Origin of the sequence: Rheinheimera sp., from assembly GCF_965283995.1 — a bacterium.
Lineage (GTDB): Bacteria > Pseudomonadota > Gammaproteobacteria > Enterobacterales > Alteromonadaceae > Pararheinheimera.
Map to the genome: position 1 here is coordinate 1,362,321 of NZ_CBDIQG010000001.1, position 25,249 is coordinate 1,387,569.

Annotated in this window: 21 protein-coding genes; 10 read left to right on the top strand and 11 right to left on the bottom strand. The window is 50.2% G+C overall.

Annotated elements, in window-relative coordinates:
- Positions 1-10 precede the first annotated feature (10 nt).
- A complete protein-coding gene (queC, locus tag ACQ66Q_RS06190) occupies positions 11-670 on the top strand; it encodes a 7-cyano-7-deazaguanine synthase QueC (RefSeq protein WP_430455991.1) in 660 nt (219 codons plus the stop codon).
- Here the strand turns inward: queC and ACQ66Q_RS06195 are convergent.
- Both ACQ66Q_RS06195 and cysB read right to left on the bottom strand, forming a co-directional pair.
- The gene (locus ACQ66Q_RS06195) at positions 667-1,551 is read right to left on the bottom strand and encodes a LysR substrate-binding domain-containing protein (protein WP_430455992.1); all 885 of its coding nucleotides are present in this window, start codon (positions 1,549-1,551) and stop codon (positions 667-669) included. The genes queC and ACQ66Q_RS06195 overlap by 4 nt on opposite strands.
- A gap of 252 nt (positions 1,552-1,803) precedes the next feature.
- A complete protein-coding gene (gene cysB / locus ACQ66Q_RS06200) occupies positions 1,804-2,781 on the bottom strand; it encodes an HTH-type transcriptional regulator CysB (RefSeq protein WP_377247035.1) in 978 nt (325 codons plus the stop codon).
- A 164-nt stretch (positions 2,782-2,945) separates the two neighbouring features.
- Between cysB and ACQ66Q_RS06205 the strand changes: the two genes are divergently transcribed.
- Both ACQ66Q_RS06205 and ACQ66Q_RS06210 read left to right on the top strand, forming a co-directional pair.
- Positions 2,946-3,632 carry a sensor histidine kinase gene (locus tag ACQ66Q_RS06205; protein WP_430455993.1) on the top strand — a complete coding sequence of 229 codons (687 nt, stop codon included), beginning with the start codon at positions 2,946-2,948 and terminating at the stop codon, positions 3,630-3,632.
- A gap of 72 nt (positions 3,633-3,704) precedes the next feature.
- Positions 3,705-4,469, top strand: a complete 765-nt coding sequence (locus ACQ66Q_RS06210) for a hypothetical protein (protein ID WP_430455994.1) — start codon at positions 3,705-3,707, stop codon at positions 4,467-4,469.
- Positions 4,470-4,560: 91 nt separating this feature from the next.
- Here the strand turns inward: ACQ66Q_RS06210 and topA are convergent, their stop codons facing one another.
- Complete coding sequence (gene topA, locus ACQ66Q_RS06215) at positions 4,561-7,155, bottom strand: type I DNA topoisomerase (protein WP_430455995.1); 2,595 nt, start codon at positions 7,153-7,155, stop codon at positions 4,561-4,563.
- A gap of 226 nt (positions 7,156-7,381) precedes the next feature.
- On the opposite strand from topA, the gene astB reads away from it, so the two are divergent.
- Positions 7,382-8,722, top strand: coding sequence for an N-succinylarginine dihydrolase (gene astB, locus ACQ66Q_RS06220; RefSeq protein WP_430455996.1), 1,341 nt, complete (start codon positions 7,382-7,384; stop codon positions 8,720-8,722).
- 82 nt (positions 8,723-8,804) lie between these two features.
- Here the strand turns inward: astB and ACQ66Q_RS06225 are convergent, their stop codons facing one another.
- On the bottom strand, positions 8,805-11,426 hold the full coding sequence (locus ACQ66Q_RS06225) for an Ig-like domain-containing protein (RefSeq protein ID WP_430455997.1): 2,622 nt from the start codon (positions 11,424-11,426) through the stop codon (positions 8,805-8,807).
- 170 nt (positions 11,427-11,596) lie between these two features.
- Between ACQ66Q_RS06225 and ACQ66Q_RS06230 the strand changes: the two genes are divergently transcribed.
- On the top strand, positions 11,597-12,904 hold the full coding sequence (locus ACQ66Q_RS06230) for a dicarboxylate/amino acid:cation symporter (protein WP_430455998.1): 1,308 nt from the start codon (positions 11,597-11,599) through the stop codon (positions 12,902-12,904).
- A gap of 42 nt (positions 12,905-12,946) precedes the next feature.
- Here ACQ66Q_RS06230 and ACQ66Q_RS06235 read toward each other — a convergent pair whose 3' ends face one another.
- From ACQ66Q_RS06235 to ACQ66Q_RS06245, 3 genes are all read right to left on the bottom strand, one after another.
- Entirely contained in the window at positions 12,947-13,588 is a 642-nt protein-coding gene (locus tag ACQ66Q_RS06235; protein WP_430455999.1) for a thiopurine S-methyltransferase, read from the bottom strand.
- Position 13,589: 1 nt separating this feature from the next.
- Positions 13,590-14,579 (bottom strand): protease SohB, encoded by a 990-nt coding sequence (sohB, locus tag ACQ66Q_RS06240; protein WP_430456000.1) that lies wholly within the window; start codon positions 14,577-14,579, stop codon positions 13,590-13,592.
- 148 nt (positions 14,580-14,727) lie between these two features.
- On the bottom strand, positions 14,728-17,139 hold the full coding sequence (locus ACQ66Q_RS06245; protein WP_430456001.1) for a VolA/Pla-1 family phospholipase: 2,412 nt from the start codon (positions 17,137-17,139) through the stop codon (positions 14,728-14,730).
- A gap of 222 nt (positions 17,140-17,361) precedes the next feature.
- Here ACQ66Q_RS06245 and ACQ66Q_RS06250 point away from each other — a divergent pair, with 222 nt between their 5' ends.
- Entirely contained in the window at positions 17,362-18,105 is a 744-nt protein-coding gene (locus tag ACQ66Q_RS06250; RefSeq protein WP_430456002.1) for a YciK family oxidoreductase, read from the top strand.
- Between the two features lie 77 nt (positions 18,106-18,182).
- Here ACQ66Q_RS06250 and ACQ66Q_RS06255 read toward each other — a convergent pair whose 3' ends face one another.
- A complete protein-coding gene (locus ACQ66Q_RS06255; RefSeq protein WP_430456003.1) occupies positions 18,183-18,719 on the bottom strand; it encodes an H-NS histone family protein in 537 nt (178 codons plus the stop codon).
- Between the two features lie 177 nt (positions 18,720-18,896).
- Here ACQ66Q_RS06255 and can point away from each other — a divergent pair, with 177 nt between their 5' ends.
- Entirely contained in the window at positions 18,897-19,553 is a 657-nt protein-coding gene (gene can, locus ACQ66Q_RS06260) for a carbonate dehydratase (protein WP_377247074.1), read from the top strand.
- Between the two features lie 2 nt (positions 19,554-19,555).
- Here can and ACQ66Q_RS06265 read toward each other — a convergent pair whose 3' ends face one another.
- From ACQ66Q_RS06265 to purU, 3 genes are read right to left on the bottom strand one after another with little or no spacing between them, the layout of a single operon-like run.
- Positions 19,556-20,092: a hypothetical protein gene (locus ACQ66Q_RS06265; RefSeq protein WP_430456004.1), complete on the bottom strand. Its 537-nt coding sequence runs from the start codon at positions 20,090-20,092 to the stop codon at positions 19,556-19,558.
- On the bottom strand, positions 20,085-20,573 hold the full coding sequence (locus ACQ66Q_RS06270) for an acyl-CoA thioesterase (protein ID WP_430456005.1): 489 nt from the start codon (positions 20,571-20,573) through the stop codon (positions 20,085-20,087). Before ACQ66Q_RS06270 ends, ACQ66Q_RS06265 begins: the two co-directional genes overlap by 8 nt.
- Before the next feature lie 24 nt (positions 20,574-20,597).
- Complete coding sequence (gene purU, locus ACQ66Q_RS06275) at positions 20,598-21,431, bottom strand: formyltetrahydrofolate deformylase (protein WP_430456006.1); 834 nt, start codon at positions 21,429-21,431, stop codon at positions 20,598-20,600.
- A gap of 190 nt (positions 21,432-21,621) precedes the next feature.
- Between purU and tsaA the strand changes: the two genes are divergently transcribed.
- The 3 genes from tsaA to ACQ66Q_RS06290 are packed head-to-tail and all read left to right on the top strand — an operon-like array spanning position 21,622 to position 25,151.
- Positions 21,622-22,401, top strand: coding sequence for a tRNA (N6-threonylcarbamoyladenosine(37)-N6)-methyltransferase TrmO (gene tsaA / locus ACQ66Q_RS06280; RefSeq protein ID WP_430456007.1), 780 nt, complete (start codon positions 21,622-21,624; stop codon positions 22,399-22,401).
- Positions 22,292-23,374 (top strand): Kelch repeat-containing protein, encoded by a 1,083-nt coding sequence (locus tag ACQ66Q_RS06285; protein ID WP_430456008.1) that lies wholly within the window; start codon positions 22,292-22,294, stop codon positions 23,372-23,374. The genes tsaA and ACQ66Q_RS06285 overlap by 110 nt, the downstream gene beginning before the upstream one ends.
- 52 nt (positions 23,375-23,426) lie before the next feature.
- Positions 23,427-25,151 (top strand): proline--tRNA ligase, encoded by a 1,725-nt coding sequence (locus tag ACQ66Q_RS06290; protein WP_430456009.1) that lies wholly within the window; start codon positions 23,427-23,429, stop codon positions 25,149-25,151.
- Positions 25,152-25,249 lie beyond the last annotated feature (98 nt).

Sequence of the window (25,249 nt, forward strand, 5' to 3'; positions counted from 1 at the left end):
AGCTTTCCAGATGCCGCAAAAAGTTGTTGTGATTTATTCCGGTGGTATGGATTCTTTTACCGTGTTACACAAAGCCATCAACGACGGTCATGAAGTGTACGCGCTGTCGTTTAATTATGGCCAGCGTCATGTGCGGGAACTGGAATGTGCCAAAACCGTTTGTGCTGAGCTTGGCATTAATCACAAAGTAGTCGATATATCCGCGATTAACCAACTGATTGGCGGCTCGTCGCTGACCTCAGATATCGAAGTGCCGGAAGGTCATTACGCTGCTGACAATATGAAATCCACCGTCGTACCAAACCGCAATATGATCTTGATTTCATTGGCAGTTGGCTACGCCGTATCATTGGACGCACAAGCGGTGTATTACGGCGCTCACTCCGGTGACCACTTTATCTATCCGGATTGCCGGCCGGAATTTGTGCAGAAAATGCATGATGTCTGCCAAATCGCCAACTATGAACCGGTCGCAATTATTAGCCCGTACCTAAAACAAACCAAAATTGAGATTCTGCGCGATGGTCTGGCGATGGGGCTGGATTACAGCAAAACCTGGACTTGCTACAATGGCCGGGCAAAAGCCTGTGGCAAATGCGGCTCCTGTGCAGAACGGCTCGAAGCCTTCACGTTAAATCAGGCGACAGATCCACTGCCCTACGAAGCTTAAACCGGCGCATGGCATTTTAATAAGCTATACAGCGCCTGCAAGGCGCTGTGACTGTCGCCACGCCGGCTGGCCAGATACATAGTTCTCTTCAGGCCCTGCGCACCGAGCGGCCGCGTGACAATCAGCCCCTGACTCAAAAACGGTTCTGCCAGCCAAACCGGCAGCACTGCGATCCCCTCACCGGCCGCCACCAGCTGTAACATCTGGCTGGCCTGTGCCACGGATTTGCGCTCGCCGCTGAAATCCTGTTTTTTCAGAAAATAACGAAACAAATCCTGCCGCTCTGGCGGAATTGGATAACTTAATAACCGCGCTTCGCGTAAATCCTCCGGTGCTAGCCAGGTTTTCGCTGCCAGCGGGTGCTCCGGCGCCAGATAAGCCAGCAGCTCCAGTTCAAACAATGGTTGATAACAGACCTGCTGTGTCAGCCGCTCGTCAGTCGTCAGCACTAAATCCAGCTCACCGGCCAGCATCGCCTCAATCGCATGATGTTCAATCTCAGTATCCAGGCTCAGTGCCACTTCTGGCCATTGCTGTCGAAAGGCTTTTACCGCTGGCAGCAACCAATGAAAGCAGGCATGGCATTCCACCGTCAGCCGCAACTGTGCCGGCAACTCGGGTTGCTGTTTCAGCTGCCGCTGCGCCGCATCGATTTTTGGCAGTATTTCATCAGCTAACTGCAGCAACAACTGCCCTTGCCAGCTGAACTGTACCGGCTGCGACTTCCTGACAAATAATGGCTGACCGAGCTGTTGTTCAATCTCTTTCAGCTGATGTGACAACGCCGACTGTGTGACAAACAAGCGGCCGGCGGCCCCCTGCATTGAGCCGGTCTGCGCCACAGCACGAATGGTTTTTAACAGCTTCAGATCGATTTGCATGCGTTTTACTCAGGTAGCCCGCGATGGGAATTCAATGGCCAGGACGCACTGTAATCAGTTTAAATGGACACATCAACATCTAGACGTCTATTTAAGTAAAAATCTATGCAGGTAAATGAACGGCCGGACTATTTAACGGGAAAATTTCGGGATGAATTCAGGTTGCGGGTTGCTATGGTCAGTGGTGCAAATACAAAAGGACAGCCTGGGCTGTCCTTTTGTACGTATCGAGCTGTGCTGGTTTTATGACAATTAACGTACCGGCAACTCAAATTTGGCGAACATCCGGTCAATTTCTTCCTGATTGCGCAGCAAATTGGCGCGTTCAACTACATCTTTGGTCAGATGCGGGGCGAAGCGCTCAATGAAATCATACATATAGGTGCGCAGGAAAGTGCCCTTGCGAAAACCAATCTTGGTGGTGGACGCGGCAAACAAATGGCTGGCATCAATCGCCACTAAATCCGTATCAAGGTCTTTATCCATCGCCATTGATGCGATGACCCCAACACCGAGCCCGAGCCGGACATAAGTTTTAATTACATCAGCATCGGTCGCGGTAAACACAATCTTCGGCTCCAGACCTTTTTCACCAAAAGCGCGGTCCAGTTCTGAGCGTCCGGTAAAACCAAACACATAAGTGACAATCTGATATTGCGCTACATCTTCAATTTCAATTTTGCGTTGTAATGTGGCCAGTGGATGGTCACTACGCACAATTACACTGCGGTTCCAGTGATAACATGGCAGCATCACCAAATCACTGAACAAATGCATCGCTTCCGTTGCAATGGCAAAATCGGCTTCACCGCGCGATGCCGCTTCTGAAATTTGTTGAGGTGTGCCCTGATGCATATGCAGAGACACTTTAGGAAACTTTTTAATAAAACCGCCAATGACGCCAGGCAGCGCATAACGGGCTTGTGTGTGCGTAGTTGCGATGTTCAGTTTACCCTGATCCGGCAGTGTATGCTCTTTCGCCACAGCTTTAATGCTTTCAACTTTCGCGAGAATTTGCTGGGCAATTTCAATCACATCGCGTCCTGCTGGTGTGACATGCGTCAGATGTTTACCGCTGCGGCCAAACACTTGAATGCCCAACTCATCTTCAAGCATCCGTACTTGTTTACTGATGCCTGGCTGCGACGTATAAAGGCTTTCTGCGGTCGCAGAAACATTCAGGTTGTGATTCAGCACTTCGACAATGTAACGTAACTGTTGTAATTTCATGGGTCATGCTTTCCATGGTTGACGGCCACTGCCAGCAATAAAACGCGGTTAATTATTCCAACGGTTCATTGTTTTTTGTTTATGTATAACTAATAGTAGCTAAAAAACTAGCCAGACTGTAGTACTTTTTCCTTAAACCCAGCAGAACTTTGCAGGAGCAGACTGTGGAACATCCTGATATCGATTTCGCCACTGTATTGGCATCTGGTGTACATGACATGAAGAATTCTTTGTGCATGCTGATCCAGTCAATGGACATGTTACAGCAGGAACTGGCAGAAAAATCTGAGTCTGCCAGCCAGGAACTGGCCCGAATTCATTACGAGGCTACCAGGCTCAATACCAATCTGTTGCAGTTGCTCTCGTTGTACCGTATCGAAAAAGACCAATTGCCGCTGCATATGGACGAGTATAATCTCGACGATCTCTGTGATGAGATCCTGATCAAAAACGGTCTGTACAGCACGCAACGGAATATTGACGTGATCACTGACTGTCCCGGGCAGCTCAGCTGGTTTTTTGATAATGATTTAATCAGTAATCTGGTCAATGATATGTTTGTCAACGCACTGCGTTATTCCAACACCAAATTGCTGCTGCGGGCATTTGAACAGCAGCAGCAACTGTTTGTGGAAATTCACGATGATGGTGCAGGTTATCCGGCAGATATGCTGGACAATAGCGACGAAGGCATCCATAACCTTAATCTTGCCGCCGGGCGCACCGGTCTTGGCTTGTTTTTTGCTCATATGATAGCGCGGGCGCACCGGAATCAAGGCCGTACCGGGCGGATCGAACTGAGTAACGGCGGAGCATTCGGCGGTGCAGTATTCCGGCTGATCCTGCCGTAATCAATTGCAAACAATGGCATTTTCCGGCATTTCTGTTTAAGATGCAGAGGCAAGACCAATCCTGAGGTGCAGATGGCTTTTACCGTAATTGTGGTGCTTTTCATCGGCTTGTTGGTGATTTCTGTCGTTGCCAGTGCGATGCAGCAACACAAAGAGCGCCTTGCCACGTTAAAACGCGCCGAATTCACCAAGCTGCGTGGCATGTTGGAAGACACTGAAGAGATCCTGCTGAATGCCGCCAATGTGCCGCTGACTCAGGGCATCGTCCAGATGCTGCTGACGCGTATTGCCTACACCCTCAAAGCGATGGTTGAACTTGAAACCAATTCCCGTGATTTAAAAAGCCGACTGGCAGATACCGAAAAAAGACTCGCTGAACTCAGTAAAGAAAGCCCTGGCGCCGCAGAAAACATCAGTTTGCCTGACAATGACAAGCAAATCATCGGCATGATCCAAGGCATTAAAAAGCTTCGCACTATTCTGCGCGCCGAGCATGCCCGCGGCAATATCGATACACAACTGGTGATCCAGGAAGATCGGCGGCTGGAGAATCTGCAGTTGCGGATCAACGTCGAAAGTCAGATTAAACGCGGCAATCAGGCACGTGCGAACCAACTACTTGGGTCAGCCCGTCAGTGTTATGAAAAAGCGCTGGTGACGCTCAGTAATGCCAGCCACGTCGATGAATATGTGCAGTCACGCCGTGCTGAAATGGCCACTATCCTGCAAGAAATTGCCGAAGAACTGAAAGAAGGCAATCTGCGTGACCGGCAGAAAAAAGCCGAACAGGAAAACAACGATCTGGATGTGTTGTTTGCACCAAAACGCAAATGGTAATTTACTGAGGCTGCTTGAAGCACAATTGGCGTCAGTCAAAACCCGAAGCAATAAAAAAGCCCGCACTGCGGGCTTTTTTAGTTGAACGTTATCAAGCGTCGGCTTTGCCTTCAACCCACTTGCCGTTTTTAAACCAAGCCATCCAGCCCGTTGCTTTGCCATCTTTTTCTGACATCACATATTGCTGTTTGGTCTTGCGGCTCCAGCGCACCACAGTGGCATTTCCTGCCGGATCTTGTGCTGGCGCTTCTGCCAGATAATGAAACTTCGGCATCATCCGATCTTTAAAGCGTTGTAACTCAGCAACCAGTGGCGCCCGGGTCTCGCGACTTTTCGGGAACGTTGACGCAGCCAAGAACAAACCGGCAGCACCGTCACGCAGCACAAAGTAAGCGTCTGACTTTTCACAGCGCAGTTCCGGTAAATGCACCGGATCTTCTTTTGGTGGCGCCGCTTCGCCGTTGCGCAATAATTTACGGGTGTTTTTACAGTCACTGTTGGTACAGCCAAAGTATTTGCCGAAACGACCGGATTTTAACTGCATATCCGAGCCGCATTTCTCGCATTCGATCAATGGACCGTCATAACCTTTGATTTTAAAAGCGCCGCTTTCAACCAGATAGCCATCACAACCTGGATTGTTACCGCAAACATAGAGTTTGCGATTCTCATCCAGCAGGTACGAGTCCATTGCTGTACCGCACTTCACGCAGCGCTTTTTATGGCGCAGCACTTCGGTTTCCAGCTCATCATCATCCGCCACCAGTACCGCTTCATCACCCGGCGTCAGGTTCATCGTTGTGGTGCAACGTTCTTTCGGTGGCAGGTTGTAACCAGAGCAACCAAGAAATACGCCGGTGCTGGCTGTACGGATACCCATTTTACGGCCACAGGTCGGGCAATCGATATCGGTCAGCACAAACTGATTGGTGCGCATGCCACCGTCAGTGCTCTCGCCTTCGGCCACTTTCAGTCGTTTCGAGAAATCGGCGTAGAAATTGTCCAGCACTTTACGCCAGCCAGCTTCCCCGTTGGCGATATCGTCGAGCTTCAACTCCATGTTGGCGGTGAAGTCATAGTTCATCAGATCGCTGAAATTTTCCACCAGACGGTCGGTAACGATTTCGCCCATTTTTTCCGCATAGAAGCGTTTATTGTCGACTTTGACATAACCGCGTTCCTGAATGGTTGACGTGATAGCTGCATAAGTCGAAGGGCGGCCGATACCACGTTTCTCCAGCTCTTTTACCAGACTGGCTTCGCTGTACCGCGCCGGCGGTTTGGTGAAATGTTGCGCCGGCAGCAGTTGCTCCAGCGCCAAGACTTCACCGACTTTCAGATCCGGCAATTCATTTTCTTCTTCGTCTTTACGCTTTTGTGCCGGTTGTACCCGGGTCCAACCATCAAAGCGTAATACGCGACCTTTGGCACGCAGCTCAAATTCACCTGCCTGCACAGTGATATTCGTTACGTCATAAAGCGCCGGCGGCATTTGGCAAGCAACAAACTGCCGCCAGATTAACTCGTAGAGTTTCTTCGCATCCACTTCCATATCGGTCAACGCAGAAGCCTGCACTGTAACCTCCGATGGACGGATCGCTTCGTGCGCTTCTTGCGCATTGGCTTTACTGCCGTAAGTCAAAGGCTCGGCTGGCAGATAGTTTTCGCCAAACTGTTGCACGATAAAATCACGCACTGCGCCAACAGCGTCCGCCGACAAATTGGTCGAATCGGTACGCATATAGGTAATATAACCAGCTTCGTATAAACGCTGCGCCAGCATCATAGTCTTCTTCACGCCATAACCTAAGCGGGTACTGGCCGCCTGTTGCAGTGTCGAAGTAATAAAAGGTGCTTGTGGTTTTGAGCTGGAAGGTTTGTCTTCGCGATCTGTGACCTGATAGGCCGCTTTTTGCAGTAAAGACACAGCCGCATCAGTTTGTTGCTGATTCACCGGACGGAACGCTTTGCCAGCCTGACGGGCGACTTCTAAGCGCAACTGCGCCTGGCGTGGATTACGGACATCAGCGTCGACAGTCCAATACTCTTCCGGCACAAAGGCTTTAATTTCGCGTTCGCGTTCGACTACCAGCCGCACCGCTACGGATTGCACCCGACCGGCAGACAAGCCACGGGCGACTTTCTTCCATAGCAACGGGGACACCATAAAACCAACTACACGGTCCAGGAAACGCCGTGCCTGCTGTGCATCAACCCGATCCTGATTGACGATACCAGGTTCTGTGAAGGCATTTTTAATCGCATTTTTGGTGATTTCGTTGAAAACCACCCGTTTGAACTTGCCCGCTTCACCGCCAATGATGCTCTGTAAATGCCAGGCAATGGCTTCCCCTTCGCGGTCCAAGTCCGTTGCCAGATAAACAGTGTCTGCTTTTTCCGCCAACATTTTTAATTCTTTCACGACTTTTTCTTTGCCGGCGAGGATCTCGTACCGGGCTTTCCAGCCGTTTTGTGGATCAATACCCATCCGATCCACTAAGGCCTGATACTCTTTTTCTGCCTTGCTCAGCTGACTGTCAGATGTTTTGGTTTTATCTTTACTGCTGCTTGAAGGAAGATCGCGGATATGCCCCACGCTACTTTTTACAATAAAATCAGAACCTAAGTACTTATTGATCGTTTTAGCTTTTGCCGGTGATTCGACTATAACCAGTGATTTCGCCATTGTTTGTCCGGGATCCCTAAACCTGTGTCGTTATTCTACACGCCTTTTTAACGTATATCCGTATTCTGAAGTTGTGACAAGTACATAAACTCATTATTATGCTGGAAGGCCCGATTCTACGGGCTTTCTGCTGCTTTAAGCAGCAGACTCATAAATGAAGCAAACCTAAAACGGCCGCAAAAATAATAAAAACAGTGCCCCTTCCAACTGAAGGAATAAAGCAAAAATGAAGTACTTTGAAGCAAACTTTGATGGCCTTGTCGGGCCAACACACAACTACGCCGGCTTGTCAGTCGGTAACGTCGCCTCGCTGAATAACGCGAAAAACACCTCCAATCCGAAGCAAGCCGCCAAACAAGGTCTTGCCAAGATGAAGGCGTTAGCGGACCTCGGCATGGTACAAGGCGTATTGGCTCCGCAAGAAAGACCGGACGTCTATACGTTGCGCCGGCTCGGTTTTGCCGGAACTGACGCTGAAGTCATTGCCAAAGCGGCAAAACAAGCGCCGGCGGTGCTGCGGGCGGTTTGTTCCGCTTCCAGCATGTGGACAGCGAACGCTGCCACCATTTCACCGAGTAAAGATACCGCTGATGGCCGCGTGCATTTTACGCCGGCCAACCTGACCAACAAATTCCACCGCTCACTGGAGCCGGAAACCACGGGTCGGATTTTGCAGGCCATGTTCAGTGACAGCAAACATTTTGCTCATCACACGCATCTGCCGGATAACGACCATTTTGGTGACGAAGGCGCGGCAAACCATACCCGGCTTTGCAGCGAATATGGCGAACAAGGCGTCGAGTTATTTGTATTTGGCCGTTACGCCTTTGACTACAACAAACCGGCACCGCGCAATTTCCCCGCCCGCCACACCTTTGAAGCCTGTGAAGCCGTCGCGCGTTTGCACGGTTTGTCAGACAACAAAGTGGTGTATATCCAGCAAAGCCCGGAAGTGATTGACCAGGGCGTGTTTCACAACGATGTGATTGCCGTGGGCAACCAAAACGTGCTGTTTTATCATCAGCAAGCTTTTGTTGACAGCGACGCCAAACTGGCTGAAGTGCAACGCAAATTCGGCGATAAAACCGCGCTGCATCTGATTGAAGTGCTGGACCACGAAGTGTCTGTACAGGAAGCCATTCAGACTTATCTGTTTAATACGCAGGTCATTACATTACCGTCCGGTGAGATGGCGATTATCGCGCCAACCGAATGTCGGGATCATCCGCGGGTTTCTGCGTACTTAGCTGAATTAACCGGCCGTGGTACGCCGATCAAACAGGTGCATTATTACGACGTAAAACAAAGTATGCGTAACGGTGGCGGCCCGGCATGTCTGCGCTTACGGGTCGCGTTAAGCGAAGCCGAGCGTCAAGCGGTTAACCCGAATGTGCTGTTGACGGATGCATTGTTTAACCGGTTGAATCAGTGGGTCGACGCGCATTATCGTGACCAAATCAGCGAAGCTGAACTGGCAGATCCATTATTGCTGGTTGAGTCTCGCACTGCGCTGGATGAGTTAACCAAAATCCTCAATCTGGGTTCGGTTTACCGCTTCCAGCAATAAGCGGCTATCACGAAAGCTGAGTATAAAAAAGCCACCATAAGGTGGCTTTTTTATTCACCCGTCAAAACGACGGGCGTGTTTGTCAGTTAATTGCACAGATCGCTGTCGTTGTAAAATCAACTTCATCTGCCTCAGCATCCACGCCAAAAGGACTATTCCATGGTGGATCAGCCTCATCAGTCACATCATCATTAAGGTAGGCCAGCATAACAGAACGCGAACTGACATTTTCGGTCCCAGCAGCAGAGCCTGAGACAGTAATATCCACTTCGACAAAAGCTGCCATTTCTTTCGCATAAGTTAAAGTGAAATACGCGATCCCGTCAGTACCAGCGACGATAGTCTTTTCAACTGACACCACATTGCCAGGGGTCAGCAATTTATCACCATTCGCATCTTCACCAGCATCAAGGATTCCGTTGCGGTTTTTGTCTTCTGATAAGCAGGTTAAGTCGTCAGGTCTAGTGGAAGGACGTGGTTCCCAGTATTTAAAGGCTGCGTTTTTAGGCCGCTTAAACCATGCTCCTTTGTCATAACGCTTGGGCAGTACAGAAACTGTCAGCGTCTGGTTTGGTACAGGATTGCCCGTAGAGTCCGTGACTAAAACCGCATATTTCCATTTATACAAAATTTTATCGGTCGATTCTTCAATGCCATTGCCGGTGGCAAAACGGAAGAATAACGTCCGGTTACCGACTGCAATTGGCGTAGTGCCGGTAATAGCATCGTTGTCAGCAATGCTGGCTTTAATCTTCAAACCTTTTGGTTCTTGCGGCGTACCGCTGCCTGGTGTAGTCACATCGGCAGTAAACTCTGTAGTCGCGATCCCTTGTGAATTAGTGCGCGCAGTAGCAGGATTGAGCTGCCCACCAAACGAATCGACCAGACTAAATGCCACTTCTTTATTTTTGACCGGATTATTGTTGACGTCCCGCACAATCGCCTGCACCAGCGCTTTCTCTCCGGGAGCCAATTGTGCTGGGATCGCCTGCACTTCCAGCGGACGCGCCGGATCTGGATTCGTCGCGATAAACTCAACGATTTTTTGTGCTTGCAATGCGGCGCCCGTGCCGCGGGTATTCGCAGAAATGCTGGCAAGGCCGGCAAAAGCAGACCGCATCGAGATTTGCGCTTCACCGGCTGCATTCGTCTGGATAGTCGCAACGACTTTATTATCCGCCAATCCCACTGTATCAGCGGCTATGACGCCCCGGGTTGTAGTAAATCCAACATCCTGACCCGCCATCGGCGAACCACTGCGAGTCCACTTCACTGCCGCAGTGGCCACAGTGTTCAAGGCGATTTCCGGAATTGCGGCTTCATTGGCTGGTTTCACATAAGCAAATGCATCCGCATTCACTTCAATGCGAATAGTTTTAATCACGCCGAGCGCAGATACAGTCACCGTATCGATACCACTATTCGCTGCGGTATAACGTACAGTAGCGCGTCCCGTCGCAGCATCAGTGCGTGGTGTGGTGTTACTGAAACTATTTTTCAATTCTGATGACAATGACAAGACGGTATCTCGGATCGGCTTCGCAGACGAATCCAGCACGGTAAAGGTCATATCAATACTGCTGCCCAGCACAACGGCTGGCGCCGAAGCGATTTCGATATCAGTGCCCACTACTTTTAGCGTCAGGTAGGACTTTGCACCGGCTGATCCTGCCGAGGCACTGAGCAGGATTTCACGTAATGATGGGTTTGATTTGGTCGTCAATACTGCTTTTGCCACGCCGGTATTGTCAGTCGTTGCAGACTGCACCTCAATTTCAGCGTCAAAGCCGGATTCAACAGCAAATTTCACCGCCACATTTTTCAGCAGATTCTTGTCTTTGTCCCGAACTATGGCAGTCAGCTCCACTTTATCTACTGCACCACTGCCGATCTGCAGCTTATCTGATTGCAACAACAGACTACTGACCGGATCTGTTGTCACTGTGCCACCATCGCCAGCCGAATCAAATGACCTGTTGGCACTGACTGCTTCATTACCATTTAATATCGCAGTTAAAGTGCCGGCACCGCTTGCCGTGCCTGCTTCTAAGCCAATTTCCGCAATACCGGCGCTATTGGTCTGTGCAGTCCCAGCGGTGTTACTGAACCGCGCCAAATCGGTGAGATTCATCGAGAAATTTACTTGCCTGCCGCTGACATTCAACCCCAGTTTTGATTTCAGCACCGCTCTGACTTTTGCTGGCTTGTCTTTACTGACCAATGTCACTTCTTTACCTGAGTTGTCAACCAGACTCATCGTCATCGTCAGGACGTCGGCGGCCGGATTATCACCGGCAGAATTAAACGCTTTAGTGATTTTAGTATTGTCCGGCAGGCTGGCTGAGATAGTCGCGGCACCCGATTTAGTCCCGACGATCAAACCAATTCGGGCGACACCACTGCTGTTGGTCACTGCTGACGCGGTACCATTATTAAATGTGGCGACGGCACTGTCTGATATTTCAAAAGTGATAAGTTGTCCGCTGATTGTTCCACCGTTGGTCGAAGCCAAGGTATATTCAACGGTGAGTGGAGTACTATTTGATAAAGTGTTGCTTTCTGTACCTGCAGCATCCAACAACCGGAGCGCAGCGGCGAATTTCGGAGTTTCCGGTGTCCCCCCGGTTCCCAGAGTTCCACCCCCACCACAAGCGACTACAACACTCATCAGAAACGCAACGAGAAGTTGCCGGATGTTTCGCATGAAAACTCTCCCTAGCTGGCTATTTTCATTAGATTTTATATCTTTTCTAGCTTAGCCGATTCATCCACGTCACAGCGAGAATTTACTTGGGCCAAACCACAAATTTTTCTTTTAGTTCAGAAACTGCTAGATTACGCCGTCCTTAACCCTGTTATAACCCATGTGCCCAGATGACTACAAACACAAAATACAATCTGACCACGCGAATCCTGCTCGCGATGGCTCTCGGTATCCTCGTCGGTACTCTGTTTAAATTCCTGCTGGATGGTCAAGCAGAACGGATCGTTGATCTTGGCGCTTTCAGCTTTGGGATCAAAGCTTTATTCATTGATGGCTTTTTCCACGTTGGTGGCCAGATATTTATCGCCAGCTTAAAAATGCTGGTGGTGCCGTTGGTTCTGGTGTCACTGATTTGTGGCACCAGTTCGCTCAAAGATATTAAAACCCTTGGACGTATCGGCAGTAAATCCATGAGCCTGTACATCCTGACCACTGCACTCGCTATCGCTATCGCGGTATTCTTCGCCACTATGGTAAAGCCTGGCGAAGGCGTTGATATGAAGCTGAGCAGTGATTTTAATCCGGGTCAGGCGCCGGGGATTGCTCAGGTATTTATCAACATGTTCCCGAGCAACCCAATCGATGCGATGGCGAAAGGTGAAATGCTGCAAATCATCGTCTTTGCCGTGTTATTTGGTATTGCATTGGCGTTATCCGGCGATGCTGGCGAACGGCTGCGGTTGATGTTCGAAGATATCAACACCGCAATGATGAAATTAGTCGGGATCGTCATGCACTTCTCGCCATATGGTGTGTTTTTCCTGATGGCGAAGCAATTCACGATCCTCGATCTCGGTGATATGGCCAATTTAGCCAAGTATTTTGCGTTGGTTATGTTTGTGCTGTTGTTCCATGGTTTTATTGTCTATGGCGCATTTATGGTGTTTGCCGCAAGACTGAATCCATTGATGTTCTTCAGTAAAATGAAAGAAACTGCCCTGTTTGCCTTCAGCACTTCGAGCAGTAACGCCACGATTGCCAGCAATATGACGACTACCACCCAGAAGCTGGGTGTTGATAACAAAGTTGCTTCTTTTACTATTCCATTGGGTGCGACCATTAATATGGACGGTACCGCCATTATGCAGGGTGTAGCGACCGTTTTTATCGCTCAGGTATATGGAATTGACCTGACTTTCAGCGATTATCTGCTGGTCGTACTGACCGCAACTCTCGCCTCTATCGGCACCGCGGGTGTACCTGGTGTTGGTCTTGTGATGCTGGCTATGGTTCTGCAGCAAGTCAATCTGCCGGTTGAAGGTATTGCCCTGATTATCGGTGTAGATCGTCTGCTAGATATGACACGCACAGCAGTCAATATCACCGGTGATGCAATGGTGTCTTGCCTGGTTGGCAAAAGTGAAAACTGCTTTGATGAGACGGTTTATAACGATCCCAAAGCAGGACAACAGTCCTGATTGCGACTAGATACTAAGTAGAAGCCGGCATTGCCGGCTTTTTTAATTCCACCTGATACGCCAGCTGGTCTCAATGAGCGCACTGGTGTCAAACCTGCGACGGGCAAAGCCCTGCCCCGTCAGATCGCGCTGTTGCAACTGAGTGATGCTGGCAAAATCAAACAACGCTCTGATTTCATCCGCAGGGACGCTAAATGGCGGCCCCTGTTTTTCGGCTGCCGGATACTCCAGACTCAACAACAGCAGGTCGGCCTGTGGTAGTAACGTTCTGAGATGGCGGACATAACGTTGCCGCATTGAAGCTGGCAAAGCTATTAAGGCAGCGCGATCATAGATGCGTTGACAAGCGCCAACATGCGTCGGGGACAATGCAAAATAATCCCCCTGATACAGACAAATATTGGCAGCCTGAGATCTGACAAAGCCTGCATCCTGGCAGGTTTCCACGGCAAGTCCGTTTTCGCGGAAAAAGTCAGCACAGGCCAGGTCAGACAGCTCCACGCCAGTCACTGCAGCATGCTGAGCCAGAAAAAGCAGGTCTGGCGACTTACCGCATAGCGGCACAAATACCGGCCGCTGATCCAGCCAATCGGCCGGCGCCTGACTCAATAATGGATGGACGGCATCCAGTTGCCAGCCCAATTGGTCCTGCTGCCAGCAGCGCAACCAGAATGCCGGCTCCATCTCAGCGCCACAATGTCAGTTGCTGTAGCTGCTGTACCGTGCTTTTTAGCGCTGTCGCTGCAGCCAGTCCCAATTTCTCCGCAATGGACTTACGGATCCGATACTGCACTTTGTAAACCTGACGTTCGTTCAATTGCGTCAACAAGTAATCATCGCTGGTCGTCAGTTCATCTACCAGTTTCAGCTCAAGCGCCTGATAGCCAAACCAATGTTCACCGGTCGCAACTTCATCAATTTCCAGCTGCTGCCGGTGACGCTTCACAAAGTGTTTAAACAGCACGTGGGTTTCTTCCAGTTCCTGCTGAAACTTTTGCCGGCCTTTGTCGGTATTTTCGCCAAAGACTGTGACTGTGCGCTTGAATTCGCCGGCCGTGAATTGCTCGAAATCAATGTGGTTCTTTTTCAGCAACTTATTGAAGTTTGGCAGCTGAGCAATGACGCCAATCGAGCCAACAATCGCAAACGGTGCCGCGACAATTTTGTCTGCAATGCACGCCATCATATAACCACCACTGGCGGCAACTTTGTCCACTGCCACAGTTAGCGGGATATTTTTCTGCCGCAAACGCTGTAACTGAGAAGCCCCCAGTCCATAGCCGTGCACGACGCCGCCGCCCGACTCCAGACGAACCAGCACGGCATCGTCCGCTTGTGCGACAGCAAGCACCGCCGTCACTTCCTCCCGTAACGCGTCCACTTCATGGGCGTCCATACTGCCAGTAAAATCAATGACAAAAAGCTTGGCCTGTGGCGTGGTCGCTTTACTGGCCGCTTTCTGCCAAATCTTAAACGCTTTTTTATCCAGCAGCTGCTGCTGCAAATCCGATTTTAGCGCCTGATAGTCCGCGGACAAATCATCAAAACACAACTCGCCTTTGCTGGCCTTTGGTTTGACCGTCGCAATGACAATCATCAGGATCACCGCACCAATCGCTAAGACCAACGTCAGCGTTTTAGCGAGAAACATGCCGTATTCGAATAGAAATTCCACTTGTTATCCTTTGTCGTTAACCTGTAGCCATTCTAACGCGACATTCCATCTGCCGGATAGCCTCGAAACAGACGGGTTGCTGCGCGCAAACGCCAAATTTGGGCGAAAAAAAACCCGGCAGTACCGGGTTTTTTAGTCATTTCTGCGGTTATTGTGCTTTTAGCACTGCAGCATTAGTCACCTGAATGCCGGTACCGCGACTTAAGAAAAACGAAGCGGTTTGCCGCTGCATTTCTGCTGTTGCCGCTGCACTGGCCGTCGGACTCAGAATTGACGCATGGTCACCTTCAGTGAAGCGTGCAATTGCCGCGCGTTCGATCACATAAGAACCAGCCTTGGCTGGCAAGGCAACAGCACCTAACAAGCGGGCCAAAGGTTCAGTACCACCTAACGGCATATTAACAGCCTGGTTTGGAATGACCTGATCAGACTTGTTAGTAGACCCGTTACCAACCACTTCCAGAATATGTACTGGTGTTTTGCCTGCTACGTGCATCGCAGCGTAGTTATTTGGATCGCCGGCATCAGTAATCGTCTGGGCGGCAAACACAAATTGGCTAAACGTGGCGCTGATCGCGGTCAAAGTGGCAACCTGACCTTTTGCAGTCAAATCCGCCAGATAACCATCAACAAAACGGGCAGCACAGCCGGCATAGGTTGCAGCATCCACACAAACTTTCTGTGCATCAACAAAAGCCTTGAACCCTGTCGACAACGCCGCAGATCCGAGCATGACACTGGATTTGATGGTGTTACCAAACTCAGGTGATTCCAGCAGGAAATTCGCCACTGCGCCACCAGGCATTGCTAAGGTACTGGCTCTCACTTTATAAAGCGCATCTGCCTGTGCGACGCCGGTTGTTGCATTCGCCAATGCCACCATACTTGCGCCAGTGATTGCACCCAAAGAGTGTCCCATAAACTGCACATCTTGGGTATTCAGCAGGCCCGTCGTGTTATTGAAGTTCAGGCCCAAACGCAGACCTAACATATCAGCGATACTCTGCCGCAGGTTGTCACGGGTAACCAGCATATCTGCCAGATTCATATAGACAGTTGCATTACCCGATTCCTGACAATAGGCGCCAGATGCAGTCACATCTTTTTTACCGTCGCCATTCACATCAAATCCACGGCTGCCATGCAATGGGTGGTCAATGGCCACAGTGGCAAAACCTTGTGATGACAGGGCTCCGGTAATAGCCAACATACTTTCTTTACATCCGGTGATACCGTGTTGCAGGATCACCACAGGCCAACCTGTTGCAGGTTTCTTCAGGCCATATGCTTCGTTTGGCACTGTCATCTGCACCTGCAGCGTCTGTACTGAGTTCGGTTTTGGGATGACGTTAAACTTAGTCAGGTGACGTTGTTTATCGATGCCAAAATCACGCAGCGCGCCGCCACTGGCACCTTTACAAATCGCATCATTTTGCATTTGTGCTGGCGTCGTGATGCCGGCTTCAAGTGCGGCTTTCTGCGCATCTGTCAGCGCTGCGATCATCGCGCCACTGTCACAACGGCCGGTCCAGCGAGTGCTCAGTGCACCAGTTGGAGCTGCAGCCGTCGACACTCCAAGGTAATATGGCAGGCTGATAGTGCCGGCGTAGTACTGCGCTAATTTAAACGCAAAACGTGGATCTGCCGGATTGTCTGGAATAGTTGCGCCTGGGAATAACAAGTCGGACACCAATTTACCGGTGTTCTGCACGACCACTTTAGGTGGCGTGTTGCCATTCAGTGGGCTTGGTAGCATCAGCTGTTTGACTGTCGACAGCACGTTCGCTGTGGATTGCGTCGTGATCGCCGCTGTGTAGATGATACTGTCTTTGGCAATAGACTGCGTTGACACTGCATTTTCAAAGCTGTTAATCACGCCCTGTAATGCACGCTGGGATTCAGATCCGAGCGGCATTGTCGCCAAATCCTGTTTCACCAGCTCATAGGTGGTCGATGGCAAAACACTGCGACCTTCGGAGTCTTTCAGATTATTGGTCAGCACCAGGATGTAGGTCGTCGCCGCTTTGAGTGGCTTCAGTGGAATAACTGCCACACTGTTACCGACAGCTCTGGTGACGAAGTCCTGACCGAAGGTCAGTTGCCCGACGGATTTACAGGCAACACCTCTTGGTACAGCACGGCAAGCGGTGTCTGGCGATGCAGGGTCGCCCATTAACACTTCGACCAATCGCACACTGTCTGGCCGTGAAGCGCTAGCCGCATCCAGGCTGACGCCACCGGCAAAAGCCAGCTCCACGCTAAATGGGTTCTGGGTCGACCATCCGTCTAATGCACCCAATGCGGTTTGTGGGTCGGTGTAGTTTGGTGTGGCTGCCGCTTCACCCGGCATCACTAAAGTGCCGTCGGTGGTGCCCTGAAACAACAAGTCATTCGGCACAGATACTTTACCGGCGGTTGGATCAAACACGACGCGGCTCAGCGGCACCAATACCTGATCGTTATTTGCCACATCTTGTTTGATATCATTCAGTGAGTCACCACCACAGCCGGTCAGCCCAAGCGCGCTGGTCACCGCCAGGCTAATCAGAAGCTTCTTCATATGTTCTCCCCGTGTCCTGATTTTTTATTATATTTCCGCAACTTAGCTCAGCTGCAGATTAAAATTCCTTTGTGTAGACTGGTAACAGCTACGACCAGTTAAACTTAACCCAATCAGAAAAAATTCGCTAGGTCTAATCTGCAGTTCTCTGAAGAAAGGTGCAAAAAGCGCGACAACGCTGTATTCTGCGCGCGATTTCAGCAGCTGAAGAGGTTGTTTTTCATGCTTAATTTCATCGCAAAGCCAGATGAACTGGCCGGTAAAACCATTTTAGTCACCGGTGCCGGTGACGGTATAGGTCGCCAGGCGGCTATCAGTTTTGCCGCTGCAGGCGCGACAGTGATATTGCTGGGTAAAACCACTAAAAAACTCGAAGCAGTTTATGACGAGATAGTCTCTGCCGGCGCACCAGAGCCAGCAATTGTTCCGCTGGATTTAAATGGTGCGACCAAACAACATTACACGGACATGGCCAATACGATCAAAGCGGAATTTGGCAAGCTGGATGGTGTGTTGCACAACGCAGGCATACTAGGTGTACTGACCCCTTTCACCCATATCGATTTAGAGACCTGGCAGAAAATCATGCAAGTGAATCTGACCAGCGCGATGCTGATGACACAAGCCCTGCTGCCAGTGATGGCATTAGCACCCAAGGCGTCGTTGATTTTTACATCGTCTGGCGTCGGTCGTAAAGCCCGGGCCTATTGGGGTCCCTATTCAGTCTCTAAATTTGCCACAGAAGGCATGATGCAATTAATTGCGGATGAATACGAAAACTCCAGCATCCGCACCAATTGCATCAACCCAGGCGCTACCCGAACTAAGATGCGTAATGCTGCGTACCCGGGTGAAGACCAGCGTCAGTTAAAAACCCCTGAAGACATCATGCCGCTGTATTTGTATCTGATGTCTGACCAAAGCTGCGATATCAATGGTCAGACATTGGACGCACAAACAAAATAAACCGGTTCGCGTAGATCTGAGAATTAAAAAAGGAGCCAAAGGCTCCTTTTTTAATTCTCAAATTTTATCTTGTCAAATCAACGTTTGACCAGGATCTCTTCATGGTGCACTGCGGCCCATTCATTCCAGACATCGACTTTTGCATTAAAATTAACCAGCGCCTGGCTGGTCGCGTCTGCCAGTAATGCGTCGATTTGTTTCACATATTTCTTTTCAACTTTTGAAAATGGTACGACATCAATGCCTTTGTCGTTCAGGGCTTTTTTCATCGTGTGCGTTTTCAACAACTGCAGCTGACCATTTTCAACATAAAAGAATTGGCTTTCTTTGTTGATTGTTTTGAATTTAGGTTTTACCGGACGTTTTGAATCATCTTGCTGCGGCTCTTCGTCATGACTGATAACGACTGTGCCTTCTGCATTTAATTTATAACCTAATTGTTCCAGCGTAAAACCTTGCGCACGGGCGAACTCTCGTACTTTGTCCAGAACTTCGGATTCTTTCTGACGCTCATCAAGTACCGATTTCAATACATCAATTACTTCCTGTAATTTTACAACAGACAATTCTTTTGCTGCTTTTTTTAACTCACGTTTATCCAGTAATAATGACATAAAGAGAACCTTCTATGTTGGCGATATAATAAGTGCGAATATCATAGAGTTATTATAAAGAAAAAGAAATGGCAGAATCGCAGGAAAATCTGTCATTTCAGCGCAGGCAGCTGGTCGGTGCTGGTTTTCAGCAACAAATCGGGTATCTTAAGCAGAATTTTATGGCCGGGGATACGAATGCAATCGTTAAAACATCTGTTTGAGAATAACAAGGCATGGGCCGACCGTATCGAATTGGAAGCGCCGGGGTTTTTCAAGAAGTTGTCCGCGCAACAAGCACCCGAATATCTGTGGATCGGCTGTTCAGACAGCAGGGTACCGGCTAACGATATCGTTGGATTGTTGCCGGGTGAATTGTTTGTGCATCGCAATGTGGCGAATCTGGTGCTGCATGCCGATATCAACTGCCTGTCAGTGTTACAGTACGCGATTGATATTCTGAAAGTGAAACATATTATCGTCTGCGGCCATTACGGTTGTGGTGGCATTAATGCGGCTATGAACAAACAACGCATCGGCCTGGTCGATAACTGGTTGCGCAATATTAAAGATGTCTACGCCATGCACCGCGATGAGATCGAAGCACTGGAAACTGAAGCCGAGCGGCAAAACCGGATGTGCGAACTCAACGTCATCGAGCAGGTGCGGAATGTATGTCACACCAGTGTGGTACAGGAGGCCTGGGAACGCGGTCAGGAGCTGACAGTACATGGCTGGGTTTACAGCTTGCGCAACGGCCGGATTAAGGATCTGCGGGTCAGTCACTCCAGCGCCAATCAGATCGACAATATTTATGCATTAGACCTGACCGACGACTATCTCAGTGAGAAATAACGCTATTTGAACTCTACTTTTGCGTCCGGCGCCTCTGTATAAATGGCGCTGTGGCCCAAAACCCATTTACCATGTTGCAGATATTCAGCGCTGACTTTTAACTGTCCTGCCCCAAGTGACGACGACGAGCGCACTGCGGTGATGCCATTGGCATTATTTTCAACCTGCTCTTGTGCCGCTAACACGCCGGTTTTTGCATCAAACTGCATCACACCCTGAGTATAAAAACCGGCAGTGGTGAAATAATAATAACGTATCTGCTGCAGTTTCTTGTCAAAAAATATGGTCGTCTCACCACCGTATTCGCCTTGGTTCACCGAGTGGCGAATTTTGACTGCAGTACCGTTTAACGCCCGTTCCCAGTGGCTGATATCGACTTTTTCTGGCTTCCCCGGCTCTGACAACAAGCCACGCCAGGTTTTACCGATATAGGGCCGTAACGGTTCTAGCTCGGCACTGAGGCTCTCTGGCGCAGCCTGTACTGTGGTGATAAGCCCAAACAGCAAGCCAAGCACAGAGACCCGCAAGAGATTACGCATCAAGTTGTTGCTCCTGATAAAAGTCCAACATTTGCTGCTCGACCGTTTGCGAGAACTGTTTCATCTGAATGGCATATTGTTCGAGGAATTTATCTTCCGGTGTTTCCGGTTGCCATACCGGCACTTTGGCCGTGTTGCCCTGCTCATCCAGCGCCACAAAGGTAATAATGCAATGATTGGTTTCCGCCAGTTCACCGCTTTTACTGTCCCCAGAACGTACCTGCACAAATATATGCATGCTGGTACTGCCGGTGTGTACGACTTTGGCTTCAAGCTCGACCAAGTGCCCGACCAGAATAGGCCGGCGAAAGCGAATGGTACCGACTGAGACCGTGACACAATACAGCCCGCTCCAGCGCGCAGCGCAGGCGTATGCTGCCTGATCCAGCCATTTCATCACCATACCGCCATGCACTTTGCCGCCAAAGTTGACATGCGTGGGTTCTGCGAGAAAACGGAATTCAACACTTCTGGGTTGCATAGACTCTCCTGCGCGAGCGTTTTATCAAAGTATGACGGTTTTATTGCCGTGCACAAATACCCGATCTTCAACTACCAGTTCCAGAGCTTTAGTCAGTACATTTTTTTCAACATCCCGCCCAGCTTTCGCCATATCTTTTGCGCTGTAGGTATGATCAACATTTGACACCATTTGTTTAATAATCGGGCCTTCGTCCAGACTATCTGTGACAAAATGCGCGGTCGCACCAATAATTTTCACGCCACGATTGAACGCCTGCCGGTATGGATGCGCTCCAATAAAAGCAGGTAAAAAACTGTGATGTATATTGATGATACGCTGCGGATAGCAAGCAACAAAGTCAGGACTCAGCACCCGCATAAACTTTGCCAGTACCAGATAGTCGGGTTGATACTGCGCGACTTGGGTCAATATTAATTGTTCATGTTCGACCCGGCTGACACCCTGATGGTCAATAAAATGATAAGGCAGATCAAACTTTTCTGTCAGTGCCTGTAAATTCGGATGATTGCCAATCACCGCCGCGATATCCAACTCAAGGGAGCCATCAAACACTTTCATCAGAATATCACCAAGACAATGAGCTTCCTTAGTGACGAGGATAACTACCCGCTTTTTTGCTGTACCGACTAACTGCCGTTCACTCCCTGCCGGTAAAGCGCGATCTAAATCCAATAATAAAGTATGGTCGTTAAAAATACCTTCCAGCTGAGTGCGCATATAAAAACGACCAGAATCCGGATCAACATACTCGGTATTGCGGGTGATATTTAACTGATGCTTGTAACAAATATTGGTAATTTGTGCGATCAGACCTTTCGAATCCGGACATTCGATTAATAACGTTTTTTGTTCCATTGCTGACAACTCTTCACTTCAGATCAAACCTACAGGTTACAGACCTGTAAATTGTTATATAAGGAAATCCACTCTAGACACCCAGACCTCCAAGAGCAAGCACTTCCTTGTACCCGGGTGTCAAGTCTTGTTGTTTCAGCTGTAGCGCCGGATAATGCCCGATATAATCAAACTTGCGACAGAGTTCCGCATGACCGCTGCTATGTTTCAATTACCGGCGCTGGGTTTTATCCGGTCGCCTTATAAACAAAAATTCGCCATCCCACGTCAGCCCGGGCTTATTGCTGAAGCTCAGGGTGAACTGGTGCTGCACCCACCTTATGCGGATGATGCTATTGTGCGGGGGATAGAAGCCTTCTCGCATTTGTGGCTGGTATTTATCTTCCATGAGACCGCTGACAAAGGCTGGTCGCCATTAGTGCGGCCGCCACGGCTTGGCGGCAACCACAAAAAAGGCGTATTTGCCACACGCGCAACATTCAGACCCAATCCGATTGGTTTGTCCGTGGTAAAACTGGAAGGTGTCAGCCGGCGTGGAGAACTGCTGGTGTTGCATCTGTCCGGCATTGATCTGCTCGACGGCACGCCCGTAATAGATATCAAACCTTATCTGCCTTATGCAGATGCGCTGCCGGATGCGCGGGGTGGTTTTGCCGATGCCGCACCGGAAACGGATATGACGGTCAGTTTCAGTGCCGAAGCCGCCGCATTTTGTCAAAGCCAGCGGCAATATCCGGCGTTGCAACAGTTTATCGAGAAAGTGTTGAAACAAGACCCGCGTCCGCCATATAAAAAACAGCGTGACGAACTGCAAAGTTATGGTATGACTCTGTATCACTACAACATCAAATGGACAGTCGATGGCAACCACAATCACGTTACCGCTATTTTCGCGCTTGCTGCTGAGCCCACTGCTGCTGACACCGGCGCTGGCACAGACGTTGCCGCCACTACCGGAACCGGTCAGTAACAATCCGGTACTGGCCACCACGATCCGCGACAAGACCTACATTGCCAGCTTCAGTGGCCTTGGCAATGGCAAAACTGCGGCGGATGCACACAACAAAGGCTGGCTGTTACAAGCTGGCGATAGCAGCTGGCAAAAACTACCCAATGTGCCATCGAGCCTTGGGCACAGCAACCGGCTGGCGATGACAGCCACGGTACTTGAGCAGAATTTTTATCTGTTTGGCGGTTATTCGGTCGCAAAAGACGGCACTGAAGTCACACAATCCGACAGCTATCGGTTTAGTGCGATCAGTAAGAATTACACCAAACTACCGGATATGCCGGTCGCTGTGGATGACAGCGTCGCGCTGACCTATCAAAACCGGTACATTTATCTGGTCAGTGGCTGGCACAATGATGGCAACGTCAATCTGGTGCAGCTGTTTGATAACTTTACGCAGAAATGGAGCCAGGCCACACCATTTCCGGGCACGCCGGTGTTTGGTCATGCCGGCACTGTTGATGGCAACCGCCTACTGATCTGTGACGGGGTGGCGACAAAGTTAGATCCAGACGGCAAACGCAGTTATGTCGCTACCGCAGCCTGTTATCAGGGCGAGATTGACAGCAGCAATGTGCGGAAAATCAGCTGGAAAGCTATCCCACATCCAACCGGCGTCGCCCGTTACCGCCAGGCTGCCTTACCAGTCACCGTAGCCGGCGAGCGCTATCTGGCGTTTATTGGCGGCACCACCAACCCATATAATTTTAATGGCGTCGGCTATAACGGCACGCCCTCTGATCCGGATGCGGCAGTCTGGCTGTATCAGCCAAAAACGCAGCAGTGGCGCCAGGGCAAAGTCAGCACGCCGGTCATGGACCTGCGTAATCTGCTGGAACTGGGCGGCGAGATCTATAGCCTCGGTGGCATGACTAAAGGGCAACAAGTCCAATCAGACTTCATAAAACAACAAATCACCCTTCTGCCCGACTAAACCCCTTGTTAGAATAGGGCCAAATTATTTGTATTTCAGAGTGAACACAGCAATGCGCACCAGTCAGTACCTGTTATCCACCTTAAAAGAAACACCGGCCGATGCAGAAATTATCAGCCACCAGCTCATGCTGCGCGCCGGCATGATCCGCCGTGAAGCGTCCGGCATGTACACCTGGCTGCCAAACGGTATCCGGGTGCTGCGTAAAGTCGAGGCCATTGTCCGCGATGAAATGAATAAAGCCGGTGCTATCGAAGTGCTGATGCCGATGGTGCAACCTGCTGAACTGTGGCAAGAATCCGGTCGCTGGGAAAAAATGGATGCAGAACTGCTGCGTTTTAAAGACCGCCACCAGCGTGATTTCGTACTCGGCCCAACGCATGAAGAAGTGATCACTGATCTGGTGCGTAAAGAAGTCAGCAGTTACAAACAGCTGCCGCTGAATTTATACCAAATTCAGACCAAATTCCGCGACGAACGCCGGCCACGTTTTGGCGTGATGCGCGCACGTGAATTCCTGATGAAGGACGCCTACTCCTTCCACCTGAGCCAGGAGTGTCTGGAAAAAACCTATCAGGCAATGTATCAGGCCTACAGCAACATTTTTACCCGGTTAGGCCTTGGCTTCCGCCCTGTGCTCGCGGATACCGGTGCCATCGGCGGCGCCGTGTCACACGAATTCCACGTGCTGGCCTCTTCCGGTGAAGATGCCATCGTGTTCTCCGATGCCAGCGACTACGCGGCCAATATCGAAAAAGCTGAAGCGCTGGCGCCAACGACGCCACGCCCGGCAGCAACGGCACCAGTTACTGAAATCGCCACACCAAACGCCGGCACTATCGCCGAAGTTGCGGCGCTTTTAGCTGTCGATGCCAGCCAGATCATCAAGACATTACTGGTATACGGCGAGCGGACTGACGATAAAGGCCTACAACCGCTGGTGGCGCTGTTGCTGCGCGGCGATCATGACTTAAACGAAATCAAAGCAGAGAAACTGGCTGGCGTACAAAGCCCGCTGACGTTTGCTTCTGACGCCGACATCAAAGCGGTAACCGGCGCATCAGCCGGCTCACTCGGTCCTGTTGGCTTGTCGATCCGCATCGTCGCTGATCGCAGTGCTGCCGTTGTTGCTAACTTCGTCTGTGGTGCCAATAAAGACGGTTACCACCTGAGCGGAGTGAACTTTGACCGCGATATTGCACAATACGAAGTCGCAGATCTGCGTAACGTCGTAGAAGGCGACCCAAGTCCATGTGGCAATGGCTCTCTTGTGATCAAACGCGGGATCGAAGTCGGCCATATCTTCCAGCTTGGCGATCGCTATGCCGCAGCGATGAAAGCCGGCGTGCTGAATGAAGAAGGCAAGCATCAGATCATGACGATGGGTTGTTATGGTGTCGGTGTGTCACGCATTGTGGCTGCTGCCATTGAGCAAAACCACGACCAGCACGGCATTATTTGGCCAGCTGCGATTGCACCGTTCCAGGTGGCGCTGGTGCCGATGAACATGCACAAGTCTGTGCGGATTCAGGACACGGCCGAAGCGCTGTACAAAGCGCTGACAGCCGCTGGTGTCGAAGTACTGTTCGATGACCGCAAAGAACGCCCAGGTGTGATGTTTGCCGATATGGAACTGTTAGGCGTGCCGCACCACATCGTGATTGGTGAGCGCAATCTGGATGAGCGGCAGGTCGAATACAAAAACCGTCGCAGTGGTGAAAAATCGCTACTGGCGATTGACGATGTCGTCTCAGAGATCCTGGCCAAGCTGGTCTGATCCCGGGCGCATCTATCCTGAGGCCGGCATTGCCGGCCTCAGTTGTTTCAAGTCAATCTGATCCTGTCATCGGGCCGTATAACCGCTAAATTGATGTC